Raw genomic sequence first — 12,313 nt, 5'->3', positions numbered from 1 at the left:
ATGAATGCCTGTCCCATTTTCAGGCCATGCAACTCCATGCATTCACAAAGAGGAACAGGATCATGAGCATTGGTATTATCGGAGCAGGGCTGATCGGTTCGGCCTTTGCGCGGGCGCTGGCCCGGGCCGGGATCGAGGCGATCATTTCCAACAGCCGCGGACCGGACTCGTTGAAGGAACTGGTCGGTGAACTCGGGCCGTTCATCAAGGCGGGCACCGTAGAGCAGGCGGCGAGTGCGGATATTGTGGTGATTGCCGTCAACTGGTCGAAGCTGCCGCAGGCTCTGGCCGGCCTGCCCGCCTGGAACGGCCGCATTGTCATCAATGCCAACAATGCCATCGAGGCTCCGGCCTTCAAGCCTTTTGACCTCAAGGGGCGCCTGTCGAGCGACGTCGTTGGCGATCTCGTGCCGGGTGCGAAACTGGTGAAGGCGCTCAACCATTTGCCGGCAGCCTTGCTCGCGGGCGACCCGCAAGCCGAAGGTGGCCATCGTGTCCTGTTCTATTCGGGCGATGACGCGGACGCCAAGGCAAAGGTGGGCGCCCTGTTCGAAAAACTTGGCTTTTTCGCCCTCGATCTGGGCAGCCTTGCGGCGGGTGAGAAGATGGCGGCTTTCCCCGGCGGGCCGCTGGCTGTTCGTAATCTGGTGAAGTTCGGCTGATGACCGGAGAAGGGCCTGCCCATCGGCAGGCCCTTTCACAATCTATGGCGCCAGCGGACGGGCTTTAAGCCAGAGGAACAATGGAATCCGCGACCATTGCTGCAAGGCGGCCTGCAATTCCGCATCGGGCTGGGGTTCCAGCAGAGCGGTGATCGCAAGCCCCGCTGCCTGCAGCGCTGCCATGTAATCCTGCAGCGGCTGCGACCAGCCGGCGAAGTCCATCGTCAGCCCACCGCGTTCCTCGCTGCCTTCGAAGCGCTCGCGGCCATAATAGGTGCCGGGCACCACGAAGGGCGCGTCCGGTTCGCTGCCCGCAAAACTGCCGCGATCGCGGAATGGATGGACCAGCGAAATCAGCAGCGTGCCATCGGGGCGCATGACCCGCCGCATTTCTTTCACGCTGCCCGGAACGTCCTCCACATCCATCAGGACGTTGTAGGCGACAACGAGATCAAAGGTGCTGTCGTCAAAACCAAGGGTCGCGGCATCTGAAACGGCATAGGCATCGGCTGAATCCGCTTGCCGGGCGGCGTCGACCATTTCGGCCACCGCATCGGTTGCGGTGACGTGATAGCCCAGCGTTCTGAGATCGCGGGAAACGCGACCCTCGCCGCAGCCGACATCGAGTGCCTTGCCCGTACCTGTGCCGGTGAAGGCCAGAAGCGAATTGCGATAGGACCAGTAAGCGTCATGTTCGGGGGAACGTGCCCAGGCAATCCATTGCTTGGCCACGCGGGCCCAGTGTTCGCGGTCGGCGGGTGCATTTTGTGACATGGGAAACCTCTATCCGGGACAGGGCGGGTATCCATAATCATCCGCTATTTCGATGTCCAGACCATGTGTGCCCGGTGTCTGGACAGGCGGTTTTCCAGCGCCCGGCACATTGTCCCCCGCGCCTAATTTGCCTCAGGCACTTTTATATTCGGCAAATGATGTTACATTGGCTCCAACGTTAATGAACAAGCGCCTTGCCTGCGTCCTCCAGAGGTTCGCGCGGCGCCCGAAGGATAAGATTTTGAAAGACCCCGAATCGGACGCCCGCAAAGCGTCGAATGAAGGGGCGTCTGGCGGTCATCCGGTGTCAAATGGCACTGCAGGTCCCGCCAAGAACGGACCCGGACCACAAGGGGATTCTGCGCATCAACCGCAGGAGAGCCGGTCCGATTCCCAGGAAGGACGCTTCGATAAGAACCCCAAGAAACGGGCGCGCCGCCGTCGGCGCGGCAAGTCGAAACACGGTGCTGTTTCGGCGCAAAATCCTGTTGCCGCTGACGCGCCTGCGCATCCGGCGGGAGAAACCGGTGCCGCCGCGCAGGCGAAAACCGGCAAGAAGCGCCGCCCCAACCGTCACAGGCGCCGGGGCCGCTCCAAGGCAGGCCAGCAGGAAGCTGTTATCGCGGCGGCTGTGGAACAGAGCAATCCAGCCAAACCTTCCGAGCCTGACAATACACGGCGCGAACCCAGATATGCCGGCGCTCCACTCTATGCCGCGCTCGATCTGGGCACGAACAATTGCCGTCTGCTCGTGGCAACGCCGACGCGGCCGGGCCAGTTCCGTGTCATCGATGCGTTTTCGCGCATTGTCCGTCTTGGCGAGGGGCTGGGTGCAACCGGGCGCCTGAGTCCGAATGCCATGAGCCGTGCCATCGAGGCGCTGAAGATTTGTCGCGACAAGCTGGAAAATCACGATGTGCGGCGCGCCCGCCTCATCGCCACCGAGGCCTGCCGCCAGGCGGAGAACGGTGCGGAATTCCTGCATCAGGTCAAACACGAGACCGGCCTTGATCTGGAGATCATCAACCGCCAGACGGAAGCCCGCCTTGCTGTTTCCGGCTGTGGCACGCTGGTCGAACGTGAAACCGATGCGGTTGTCCTGTTCGACATCGGCGGCGGGTCCTCGGAAATCGCCCTGATCGACCTGTCCGAGCGGCGTTCCCCGCGTCTGGCCGAGCACATCATTGCCTGGACCTCGCTGCCAGTCGGTGTCGTCACGCTGGCGGAGCGTTTTGGCGGCCGCGATGTGACGACCGACAATTTCGCCGTCATGGTCAATCATGTGGCCGAACTCCTCAACGATTTCTCCGAACGGCACAAGCTCGGCGATCTCGTCAACAGCCAGAATTTTCACCTGCTCGGCACGTCAGGCACGGTGACGACGCTTGCCGGTATCCATCTTGGCCTGGATCGCTATGACCGGCGGCGCATCGATGGTATCTGGATGCAGAATGACGATGTGACCGAGATGACAAGCAAGCTCCTGTCGTGGAGCTTTGACGAACGGGTTGCCAATCCCTGTATCGGCGCTGACCGGGCGGATCTTGTTCTTGCCGGCTGCGCCATTCTGGATGCAATCCGCAATGTCTGGCCCAGCCAGAAGCTGCGTGTGGCTGATCGCGGCCTGCGCGAAGGTATTTTGACTGAACTCATGTCGCGCGATGGCGCGTGGCGCAATCGGTGGTTTCGCGCCAATGTCGCGTAAAAGAGGGGCGTAGATTCCCAATGGCTAAGACAACAACAGGCGGGCGCGGCGGTACGGGTACGCGCGGCCTGCATACCAAGATCAAGAAGAAGGCGGGCACGATCAAGGAATCGTCGCGCCGCTGGCTCGAACGTCACATCAACGATCCCTATGTGCAGCGGTCGAAGGCCGATGGCTATCGTTCGCGCGCGGCCTACAAGCTGATCGAGATCGATGACCGCTACAAGATCCTGAAAAAGGGTCAGCGCATCATCGATCTGGGTGCCGCTCCCGGCGGCTGGAGCCAGATTGCAGCCGGGATTGTCGGCTCTCCCGAGGAAGCGCCGACGGTTGTCGGCATTGACTATCTGCACATCGATCCCTTGCCGGGCGTAACGTTGCTCGAGATGGATTTCCTGGACGATGCCGCGCCGGACAAACTCATCGAAGCTCTGGGCGGCCAGCCGGATATCGTGTTGTCGGATATGGCCGCTCCAACCACGGGGCATCGCCGCACCGACCACATCCGCACGACACATCTGTGCGAAGTGGCAGCGGACTTTGCGGTTTCCGTGTTGCGTCCGGGCGGTCATTTCCTGACCAAGACCTTTCAGGGCGGCACTGAAAACGAAGTGCTGACCCTGCTCAAGCAGCACTTCAAATCCGTGCATCACGTCAAGCCGCCAGCCTCGCGTGCCGAGTCCGTGGAGCTTTACCTGCTTGCCCGTGATTTCAAGGGCAGATCCTAAACGGCGATCTATTCGGCAGGCGCGGGCTTCGCATTCGGGTAATGTCCGGATACTTCGGCGCCCGCATCCGGCTTCAGGCCGACGAATGAGAAGAATGCCAGCGACGATATGGCGGCTACCAGAAAGAACGCCGTGTGGAAATCCGAGAGCTGCAACGGTCCGCCATGCATGCTGGTGGATACTTCCAGAATGCCGCCTGCCACCGCGACGCCGAGCGCTATCGATATCTGCTGGGCGACGGATGCGATGGGGGTAGCGAGGCTGGTCTGCTCATTCGGCACTTCCGCATAGCCAAGCGCATTGGTGCCGGTGAAGAACAGCGAGCGGAAAAAACCCGCAACGAGCAGCAAACCGAGAATGAGAGCCGTCGGCGTTTCCGGGGTGAAGAAGCCGTTCATGGCAATGAAGCTTGCGGCAATCAGCGATCCATACATCAGCGCATTGCGGAAACCCGTCTTGCGGAAGAACCACTTGGTCACGAACTTCATGCCGATAGCGCCGGCGGCCGATATGAACGTCATGAGGCCGGATTGGAACGGTGTCATGCCAAAGCCGATTTGGAACATCAGCGGCAGCAGGAACGGTGTTGCACCGACGCCGATCCGGAACAGGCTGCCGCCGACAATCGAGGCGCGGAACACCTGATTCCTGAAAAGATCGAGCGCCAGCAGCGGTTCTGCCGTGCGCCTGGCATGGATGAGATAGAGTGCTGTCGAGACAAGCCCGATTGCAAGTGTCGTGATCCCGACCCATGCGGGGAGTGCCGGCAGGCTGACCACGGAAAGCCCGAACACAACGCCGGATGCGGCGATGCCGCTGAGGAAGAAACCGGGCACGTCCAACTTGCGCTGGATCAATGTTTCGACATCCGGCAGATAGCGTGTTGCGAACCAGATGCCGAGCATGCCGATGGGCACGTTGATCAGGAAAATCCAGTGCCAGGTGAAATAGGTGGTGAGAAACCCGCCGATGGGCGGTCCGACCAGCGGCCCGACCAGTGCCGGCACGGTCAGCCAGGCCATGGCGCCGACGAGTTCGCTGCGCGGCGTCGAGCGCACCAGCACGAGCCGTCCAACCGGCGTCATCATGGCACCGCCGACACCCTGCACGAAGCGCGAGACGACGAATGCCAGCAGGGAGTTGGACACGGCGCAGGCAACCGACCCCAGCACGAAAACCACGATGGCCGCACGGAACACATTCTTGGCCCCGAAACGATCGGCCATCCAGCCGCTGACCGGGATGAACACGGCAAGCGAGACGAGATAGGCGGTCAGCGCAAGCTTGAGCGCAATGGGGCTAGTCCCGATATCGGCGGCAATGGCGGGCAGGGACGTGGAAATGACGGTCGAGTCCATCTGTTCCATGAACAGAGCGACAGCAAGCACGAGCGGAACAATGCGATTCACAATGAATTCCAGTTCTCAGTAAAGAGCGTCGTCAGCAATCGGGGTCCGTCGCGGGACTCAGAGTAAAAAGCAACCCTTGCTGGCGCTGCGATAGCACCAGTGTGACGGGTGCTCAAGCACCGATCAATCAGATGTGATCCAGCGCAATACGATTTTCCGCTATGCAAACGGAACAGCCCGGCAGCCATGGCGTTGCCCATGCACGATCTCAACCGCAGCCCCCAAGACTGCCAGACGGAGACGAACCCATGACATCATACGAGATTTCCCGCCGCGACCTGTTTCTGGCGTCGAGCGCCATAGCCGGCGGCCTTGCCATGTCGCAAGTCATACCGGATTCTGCTGCCGCCGCAGTTCCGCTTTCCAACGTCAGATCGCCGGGCTTCAAGCGCTTCAAGCTGGGTGAATTTGAGGTGACCACGCTTCTCGATGGCCTGCGCCTGTCCGACGGCCCGTTTCCCACTTTCGGTGCCGATCAGTCGCAGGAGAAGGTCGCGGCGTTGATGCGCGCCAATTTTCTGCCGGAAACGAAATTCGTCAATGGCTTTGCCCCTGTTCTGATCAACACCGGGACTGAGCTGATCCTGTTCGACACCGGTTTTGGCGTTGCGGGGCGCGACAACGGTTTTGGCCAGCTGGAAGCCAATATGAAGGCGGCGGGCTACACGCCCGATCAGGTGAGTATTGTCGTCATCACCCATATGCATGGTGATCACATTGGCGGCCTGATGAATGGCGAGACGCCTGCCTTTGCCAATGCGCGCTATATTGCGGGGCAGATCGAATATGATTTCTGGACCGATCCGGCCCGGGCGGGCACGCCTGCCGAAGCGGGTGCCAAAGGCGTTGCGTCCAAAGTAAAACCCCTGGCGCAAAAGACCACGTTCATCAAGGCCGGGGATGCGGTTGTCTCCGGTATCACCAGTGAAGCGGCTTACGGCCACACGCCCGGCCACATGATTTTCCACGTGGAGTCCGCGGGCAAACGTCTGGTGCTGACCGCCGATACCGCCAATCATTACGTCGCAGCCCTGCAGCATCCGGAATGGGAGGTGGCTTTTGATGCGGACCGTGCCAAGGCCATCGAGACGCGCAAGCGGGTGCTCGACATGATCGCCGCCGACCGGGTGCCGTTCATCGGCTATCACATGCCGTTCCCATCCGCCGGCTATCTCGACCGGCAGGGAAGCGGCTACCGTTTCGTACCGGTTACCTATCAGTTCGACGTCTGATCCTGTTCCGGCACGGCTGATGCGGCTTTGGCGCGCTTGCGCCGGATCGTATCGGCAATGAATACCCGTGACAGGGCGTGGTAGAGCGGTTCATGCGAGATGATGCGCGCCGTGCCGTAACCGAGCATGGACGTGCACATCAGCGCAATGACGCTGTCATGGCTGCCGGTCATTTCCAGAATGATGACAAAGGCCGTCATCGGCGCTTGCACGACCCCGGCAAAGTAGCCAGCCATGCCGAGCACCGCAGCAAGGCCGATATTGCTGCCTGTCAGCAAGCCGACCGAACTGCCGAAGCTCGCGCCGACGGAAAGAGACGGGGCAAAAATGCCGCCGGGAATGCCGGAGACCATGGACAGGAAACTGGCGAGCAGTTTTTCCAGGAAGAAATACCAGGGCAGGGCATGGCCCTCCACGGCGCCGCGCGCCTGTTCGTAGCCCGTGCCGAAGGTTGTCCCGCCTGAAGCAACCCCGATCAGCGCCACGGCAAAACCGCACACAGCGGCAAGCAGCAAGGTGCGACGAAACGGATCGGGCGCCGTCCAGCGCTTGATCCTGCGCAATGCCTTGACGGCACCGGCGCTGAAGCAGGCGCCGAACGCACCGCCGCCCACGCCGCAGAGAATGACGAGCAGCCAGTCGGAAAAACCCGTGGCGGCTGCCGCCGATGCGCCGAAATAAGTGTAGTTGCCGACAAGTCCGATGGCGGCGAGGCCGGAGAGGATGACGGCTGTCAGGACAAGGCCGTTGGTGCGTGCCTCGTAGGAGCGGCCCATTTCCTCGATGGCAAAGACGATGCCGGCGAGCGGTGTATTGAAGGCTGCGGCAATCCCGGCGGCGGAGCCTGCGAGAATGAGCCCGCGCGCCTGTGCCATGCCGCCCCAGCGCGCCACCTGCAGCATCAGCGATGCACCGACCTGGACGGTTGGACCCTCGCGGCCGATGGAGGCGCCGGAGAACAGGCCGACGACGGTCAACAGGATCTTGCCGAAAACCATGCGCAGGGAAAGCAGCCGGACGCGGTCTTCGTGATCATTGAGATGCCGGGCGGCGATGGCCTGCGGAATGCCGCTGCCCTGGGCATTGGGGAAGAAGCTGTAAGCCATGTAGGCGCAGAAGATGAAGCCGAGCGGCGTGATGATCAGGGGCAGGAATGTCGTCCAGCCGCTTGTCCCTGTCACGCCATGAAACGTTTCCTGGGCGATATCCGCCAGCTTGGCGAAGAGGACGCTGACGACACCAATGGCGAGCGCACCCGCCCAGAACACCAGACGCGGGCGCCAGACCCGGGTGTTGCCCCACATGGCACGCGACCGGCGCAGGAAGGAAACTTTTCGGTAAATCGGGCGCACCATATCTCCTGTGTTGAGCCGTCCAAGGGATCGTGTGCTCCTAACATGCGGGAAAACGATGGGCCAGTCTCAACAATTCGCCCTTTTCCTGCCAAGATGCACAGGGCATTTTGACACCCAGGGAGGACACCATGAAACGATTCTTTGCCATGCTTTGTGTCTCGCTGTCGCTCGGCGCAGTGTTGCCGGCGGCCGCTGCTTCACCGGAGGAAAAGGTCGATCCGATCGACAAGGCTGCGACCGAATGTCTGAACAGCCCGGCAGGGCAGACGACGGCAGGAATGGTCGATTGCTCGCATAAGGCGTTCCTCGCCTATGACAAGCAGCTGAACGAGGTTTACAAAAAAGTCCTGGCATCCGTCGATCCGGAATCAGCCAAGCAGATTCGCGATGCGCAGCGCAAATGGGTGGCGTGGCGCGAGGCCCAGATCAAGGCCGACAACGGCCCATGGCGCGCCGACCGGGGTTCCATTGCCAGCATGGATATCGAGGCGCTGAATGTGGATGCGGTGCGGGCGCGCATCAAGGAACTTCAATATTATGCGCAGTAGAGCCGGTTTCCGTCCACCCCTAGCGGGAGATCGTGTATCGCTGATTGCGGAATAAATACGTTTCCACCTTTCCAAACCGACATATCCATGTTACCAGCCCGTGCCAATTCACCGGAACATTACTGACTCGGCGCACCGCCATCGTGGTGCGCTTGTCGCATTTTAAGGAATTGGTTATGGCAAAAATTGTTGAATCCGCGACGGGCGCGCTGGCACTGACATTTGACGATGTCCTGCTTCAGCCGGGTCATTCCGAAGTCATGCCCGGCCAGACTGACATTCGCACCCGCATTGCTCCCGATATCGAACTGAACCTGCCGCTGCTCTCCGCAGCCATGGACACCGTTACCGAGTCGCGCCTTGCCATTGCCATGGCTCAGGCTGGCGGCATGGGCGTCATCCACCGCAATCTTACGCCGGAACTGCAGGCCGAAGAGGTCCGGCAGGTCAAGAAGTTCGAATCCGGCATGGTCGTCAACCCGGTCACCATCGGTCCGGACGCAACGCTTGCCGATGCGCAGGCATTGATGCGCGCCCATGGCATTTCCGGCATCCCGGTGGTTGAGAACGCCGGTGAGGGCAGCCGCAAGCCGGGCCGTCTCGTTGGCATTCTGACCAACCGCGACGTGCGTTTTGCGTCCGATCCCAGTCAGAAGATTTACGAACTGATGACGCGTGAAAACCTCATCACCGTGCGCGAAAACAATGTCCAGCACGAAGAAGCCAAGCGCCTTCTGCACCAGCACCGCATCGAGAAGCTGCTGGTGGTCGACAGCAAGGGGCACTGCGTCGGTCTGATCACCGTCAAGGATATGGAAAAGTCGCAGCTGAACCCGAATGCCGCCAAGGATGCGCAGGGCCGCCTGCGGGTTGCCGCTGCATCGAGCGTCGGCGAAGACGGTTTCGAGCGCGCCGAGCGGCTGATTGCTGCCGGTGTCGACGTTCTCGTCATCGACACGGCCCACGGTCATTCGCAGCGTGTTCTGGATGCGGTCACCCGCGCCAAGAAGATGTCCAACGCCGTGCGCATCATTGCCGGTAACGTTGCAACGGCTGCGGGCACGCAGGCGCTGATCGATGCCGGTGCCGATGCGGTCAAGGTCGGTATCGGACCGGGCTCCATCTGCACCACGCGTATCGTTGCCGGTGTTGGCGTGCCGCAGCTTTCCGCTATCATGTCGGCAGTGGAAGCCGCGCACAAGGCCGGTGTTCCGGTCATCGCCGATGGCGGCATCAAATATTCCGGCGATTTCGCCAAGGCGCTGGCCGCCGGTGCCGCTGCCGCCATGGCGGGTTCCGCCCTTGCCGGGACCGAGGAAAGCCCCGGCGAGGTCTATCTCTACCAGGGCCGTTCCTTCAAGGCCTATCGCGGCATGGGTTCGGTCGGCGCCATGGCCCGCGGTTCGGCGGATCGCTACTTCCAGGCGGAAGTCCGCGACGAGTTGAAGCTCGTGCCGGAAGGCATTGAAGGCCAGGTGGCCTATAAGGGGCCTGTGTCGGGGGTCCTGCACCAGCTCGCCGGCGGTCTTCGTGCGTCGATGGGCTATGTCGGTGCCAAGAACCTGGAAGAGTTCCGCGACAAGGCGACCTTTGTCCGCATCACCAATGCCGGCCTGCGGGAAAGTCACACCCACGATGTGACGATCACGCGCGAAAGCCCGAACTACCCAGGCGGCAACTGATCGGGACGCGGAGGCCATGTCTGACAACGCCCTCCGCGACCATTTTTCGGCCATGGCGCGCAACAGCGCCTGGTCGAAACGTCCATCATTGTTTTGTGTCCTTTGACAAGCTCAGGATGAGGGACGTAAAGGATAAACAAATGGGGTGGCGTTTCACGGAATGATCTTCCGCGCCCGCAGATCCCGGAAGACGTTCAGGAACATTTCTTCCGTATCGACATATTCATGGAAGCCGGCGCGGCGCAGTTTGCTGCCATCGGCGAAGAAATCATAATTCCAGCCGAATACCGCGTCGCCAAATCCCCATGATGAGACATCGCTGTAGGGGATAGCCGCTAGGGTGTGCTTCGCAACCATTTTATCCCAGAGCAGTTCCTTGTCGGCCATCACCACATTCAGTGACATGGGCAGGGGCGGGGCAACCTCCAGATCGAAAAACCGGGCAATTTTCGGCCACGTCTCGCTCCAGCGGAAGAGGTCGCCATTGTTGATGTTGTAGGCCTGATTTCCCGCCGCCGGGTGGGTGGCGATAAACACCGTCGCCCGTGCCAGCAGACCGGCATCGGTCATTTCAAGCAGGCTGTCATAGGCGCCGGGCTTTCCCGGAAAGCGCAGGGGAATGCCGAGTTCCCTGGACATCGAGGCATAGACGGCAATCACCGAGGCGAGGTTCATCGGGTTGCCGAGCGCATATCCGATAACCACGGACGGACGCAGCGCGGACCATGTCCAGCTCTTTCCCCTTTGGGCTGCTTCGAGAAAATCCTGCTGGTCGATGTTGAATTCCGGCGGCATGTGATTGGCATCGCTCTCGCGCGCCGGAGTCTTGAACGGGCCGAGATGCGCGCCGTAGACCTTGTATCCCTGCATGAGGCTGATGTGCCGGAGGCCGCGTGCGACGGGTTCGATGGCATTGACGACATTGACCAGCATGGCAAGGTTCGGCGGTACCAGCTCCGCCCACGTCGGACGGTCCTGATAGGCCGCGTAAAAAACATGAGTGACATCGGTGAGGTGTGCGAGTTTTGCCTTGGCATCGGCCGCATCGAGCAGATCAACGGCGATGTGGCTGACCCTGCCATCCGCAATCCCGCCGCGCCGCGACAGGCCGACAATTTCCCAGTCACCCAATTCCTTGAGATGTGCAATCAGATTTCCGCCGATGATGCCATTGGCACCCACAATCACGGCTTTTTTCATGTCCTCTATCATTTCAACAGCTCCATTTTGTTGGTGCTGCCAGCATCATCCATTTGTATGTGTTTGCGTAGGCGATTGATGATGATATCATTCATAAGAAAATATTTGAGGTGGCAGGTGGATCGTTTTGCGGCAATGAAGACCTTCATACGGGTGGCGGAGCTTGGCTCGCTGTCGGCGGCGGCACGGGAACTCGGGCTCACGCAACCGGCTGTCAGCCAGCAGATGGCCGCACTGGAGCGCCATCTCAACATGCGGCTGCTGCATCGTTCGACACGCCAGCTGGCCCTAACCGACAGCGGCGAGACCTACTACCAGCGGGCGCGGCATATCCTGCAGACCGTCGACGAGGCGGAAGAGGCCGTGACTGGCCTTGCCACGTCGGTTCAAGGCAACCTTCGCGTGCATGCGCCCGTCGGGTTCGGCCAGATGCATCTGACGCCGATGCTGATCGATTTTCAGTGCCGGCACCCGGATTTGACCGTTGAACTCATTCTGGATGACCGCTTTGCCGATCTGGTGGCCGAGGGCGTCGATGTTGCCATCCGTTTCGGTGCCTTGGCCTCGTCTGGCCTGGTGGCGCGGAAACTGGCGACGTTCGAGCGGATTCTTGTGGCCTCGCCTGAATACATCGCGCGCCATGGCAGCCCGCTGCTGCCGGAAGAACTGTCGGCGCACCGGCATGTCAGGTTTATCTGGTCGCCACTGGGTGAGGCGGTGCCGCTGATCGGGCCGGACGGGCCGATTGTCGTGCCGGTCAAATCGGGCTTTCTCGCCAACAACGCTTTTGTGCTCAATCAGGCATTGCGGGCGGGCGTGGGAATTGGCGGGGCGCAGGTGCCGCTGGTTCAGCCGTTTCTCGATGACGGCACGCTGGTCCGTGTGCTGCCCGCTTACCGCTACGCGTCCATGGATATCCACGTGGTCTATGCCTCGGCCAAGTTTCTGCCGCGCAAGGTAAGGGCATTTGTGGACCATCTGGCGGCTGCGCTGTCCGGAATTCCCGGGTTGAATTAAC

At 61.0% G+C, this 12,313-nt stretch carries 11 protein-coding genes; 7 read left to right on the top strand and 4 right to left on the bottom strand.

Annotated features, from left to right (window positions below; genetic code table 11):
* The first annotated feature begins 62 nt into the window (after nt 1–62).
* Nucleotides 63–662: an NADPH-dependent F420 reductase gene (locus tag ACTJJ7_RS05380; RefSeq protein WP_440965828.1), complete on the top strand. Its 600-nt coding sequence runs from the start codon at nt 63–65 to the stop codon at nt 660–662.
* A gap of 42 nt (nt 663–704) precedes the next feature.
* Here ACTJJ7_RS05380 and ACTJJ7_RS05375 read toward each other — a convergent pair whose 3' ends face one another.
* Entirely contained in the window at nt 705–1,436 is a 732-nt protein-coding gene (locus tag ACTJJ7_RS05375) for a class I SAM-dependent methyltransferase (protein ID WP_440965826.1), read from the bottom strand.
* Nucleotides 1,437–1,677: 241 nt separating this feature from the next.
* Here ACTJJ7_RS05375 and ACTJJ7_RS05370 point away from each other — a divergent pair, with 241 nt between their 5' ends.
* Both ACTJJ7_RS05370 and ACTJJ7_RS05365 read left to right on the top strand, forming a co-directional pair.
* Nucleotides 1,678–3,141 (top strand): Ppx/GppA phosphatase family protein, encoded by a 1,464-nt coding sequence (locus ACTJJ7_RS05370; RefSeq protein ID WP_105737313.1) that lies wholly within the window; start codon nt 1,678–1,680, stop codon nt 3,139–3,141.
* 20 nt (nt 3,142–3,161) lie between these two features.
* Nucleotides 3,162–3,869 carry an RlmE family RNA methyltransferase gene (locus ACTJJ7_RS05365; protein ID WP_105736828.1) on the top strand — a complete coding sequence of 236 codons (708 nt, stop codon included), beginning with the start codon at nt 3,162–3,164 and terminating at the stop codon, nt 3,867–3,869.
* Nucleotides 3,870–3,877: 8 nt separating this feature from the next.
* Here ACTJJ7_RS05365 and ACTJJ7_RS05360 read toward each other — a convergent pair whose 3' ends face one another.
* Nucleotides 3,878–5,278 (bottom strand): MFS transporter, encoded by a 1,401-nt coding sequence (locus ACTJJ7_RS05360; RefSeq protein ID WP_440965824.1) that lies wholly within the window; start codon nt 5,276–5,278, stop codon nt 3,878–3,880.
* Between the two features lie 248 nt (nt 5,279–5,526).
* Here ACTJJ7_RS05360 and ACTJJ7_RS05355 point away from each other — a divergent pair, with 248 nt between their 5' ends.
* Nucleotides 5,527–6,510, top strand: coding sequence for an MBL fold metallo-hydrolase (locus ACTJJ7_RS05355; protein WP_440965822.1), 984 nt, complete (start codon nt 5,527–5,529; stop codon nt 6,508–6,510).
* Here ACTJJ7_RS05355 and ACTJJ7_RS05350 read toward each other — a convergent pair.
* Entirely contained in the window at nt 6,495–7,865 is a 1,371-nt protein-coding gene (locus ACTJJ7_RS05350; RefSeq protein WP_440965821.1) for a chloride channel protein, read from the bottom strand. The genes ACTJJ7_RS05355 and ACTJJ7_RS05350 overlap by 16 nt on opposite strands.
* Before the next feature lie 128 nt (nt 7,866–7,993).
* Here ACTJJ7_RS05350 and ACTJJ7_RS05345 point away from each other — a divergent pair, with 128 nt between their 5' ends.
* Both ACTJJ7_RS05345 and guaB read left to right on the top strand, forming a co-directional pair.
* Nucleotides 7,994–8,413: a lysozyme inhibitor LprI family protein gene (locus ACTJJ7_RS05345; RefSeq protein WP_165401772.1), complete on the top strand. Its 420-nt coding sequence runs from the start codon at nt 7,994–7,996 to the stop codon at nt 8,411–8,413.
* 176 nt (nt 8,414–8,589) lie between these two features.
* Nucleotides 8,590–10,095, top strand: a complete 1,506-nt coding sequence (guaB, locus tag ACTJJ7_RS05340; protein ID WP_105736837.1) for an IMP dehydrogenase — start codon at nt 8,590–8,592, stop codon at nt 10,093–10,095.
* Nucleotides 10,096–10,248: 153 nt separating this feature from the next.
* Here the strand turns inward: guaB and ACTJJ7_RS05335 are convergent, their stop codons facing one another.
* The gene (locus tag ACTJJ7_RS05335; RefSeq protein ID WP_440965818.1) at nt 10,249–11,295 is read right to left on the bottom strand and encodes an SDR family oxidoreductase; all 1,047 of its coding nucleotides are present in this window, start codon (nt 11,293–11,295) and stop codon (nt 10,249–10,251) included.
* Between the two features lie 135 nt (nt 11,296–11,430).
* On the opposite strand from ACTJJ7_RS05335, the gene ACTJJ7_RS05330 reads away from it, so the two are divergent.
* Nucleotides 11,431–12,312 carry a LysR family transcriptional regulator gene (locus ACTJJ7_RS05330; protein ID WP_440965816.1) on the top strand — a complete coding sequence of 294 codons (882 nt, stop codon included), beginning with the start codon at nt 11,431–11,433 and terminating at the stop codon, nt 12,310–12,312.
* Nucleotide 12,313: the final 1 nt, after the last annotated feature.

The sequence above is a fragment of the Phyllobacterium sp. 22229 genome (genome assembly GCF_052056495.1).
Lineage (GTDB): Bacteria > Pseudomonadota > Alphaproteobacteria > Rhizobiales > Rhizobiaceae > Phyllobacterium > Phyllobacterium myrsinacearum.
The sequence above is the reverse complement of the archived record's forward strand: the minus strand, read 5'-3'. Positions and strand labels throughout refer to the sequence as shown.

What these genes read in the sequence shown, in the direction of transcription:
- ACTJJ7_RS05330 (WP_440965816.1), top strand. Translation starts at nt 11,431, where the DNA reads ATGAAGACCTTCATACGGGTGGCGGAGCTTGGCTCGCTGTCGGCGGCG.
- ACTJJ7_RS05365 (WP_105736828.1), top strand. Translation starts at nt 3,162, where the DNA reads ATGGCTAAGACAACAACAGGCGGGCGCGGCGGTACGGGTACGCGCGGC.
- ACTJJ7_RS05375 (WP_440965826.1), bottom strand. Translation starts at nt 1,436, where the DNA reads ATGTCACAAAATGCACCCGCCGACCGCGAACACTGGGCCCGCGTGGCC.
- guaB (WP_105736837.1), top strand. Translation starts at nt 8,590, where the DNA reads ATGGCAAAAATTGTTGAATCCGCGACGGGCGCGCTGGCACTGACATTT.
- ACTJJ7_RS05350 (WP_440965821.1), bottom strand. Translation starts at nt 7,865, where the DNA reads ATGGTGCGCCCGATTTACCGAAAAGTTTCCTTCCTGCGCCGGTCGCGT.
- ACTJJ7_RS05355 (WP_440965822.1), top strand. Translation starts at nt 5,527, where the DNA reads ATGACATCATACGAGATTTCCCGCCGCGACCTGTTTCTGGCGTCGAGC.
- ACTJJ7_RS05345 (WP_165401772.1), top strand. Translation starts at nt 7,994, where the DNA reads ATGAAACGATTCTTTGCCATGCTTTGTGTCTCGCTGTCGCTCGGCGCA.
- ACTJJ7_RS05380 (WP_440965828.1), top strand. Translation starts at nt 63, where the DNA reads ATGAGCATTGGTATTATCGGAGCAGGGCTGATCGGTTCGGCCTTTGCG.
- ACTJJ7_RS05335 (WP_440965818.1), bottom strand. Translation starts at nt 11,295, where the DNA reads ATGAAAAAAGCCGTGATTGTGGGTGCCAATGGCATCATCGGCGGAAAT.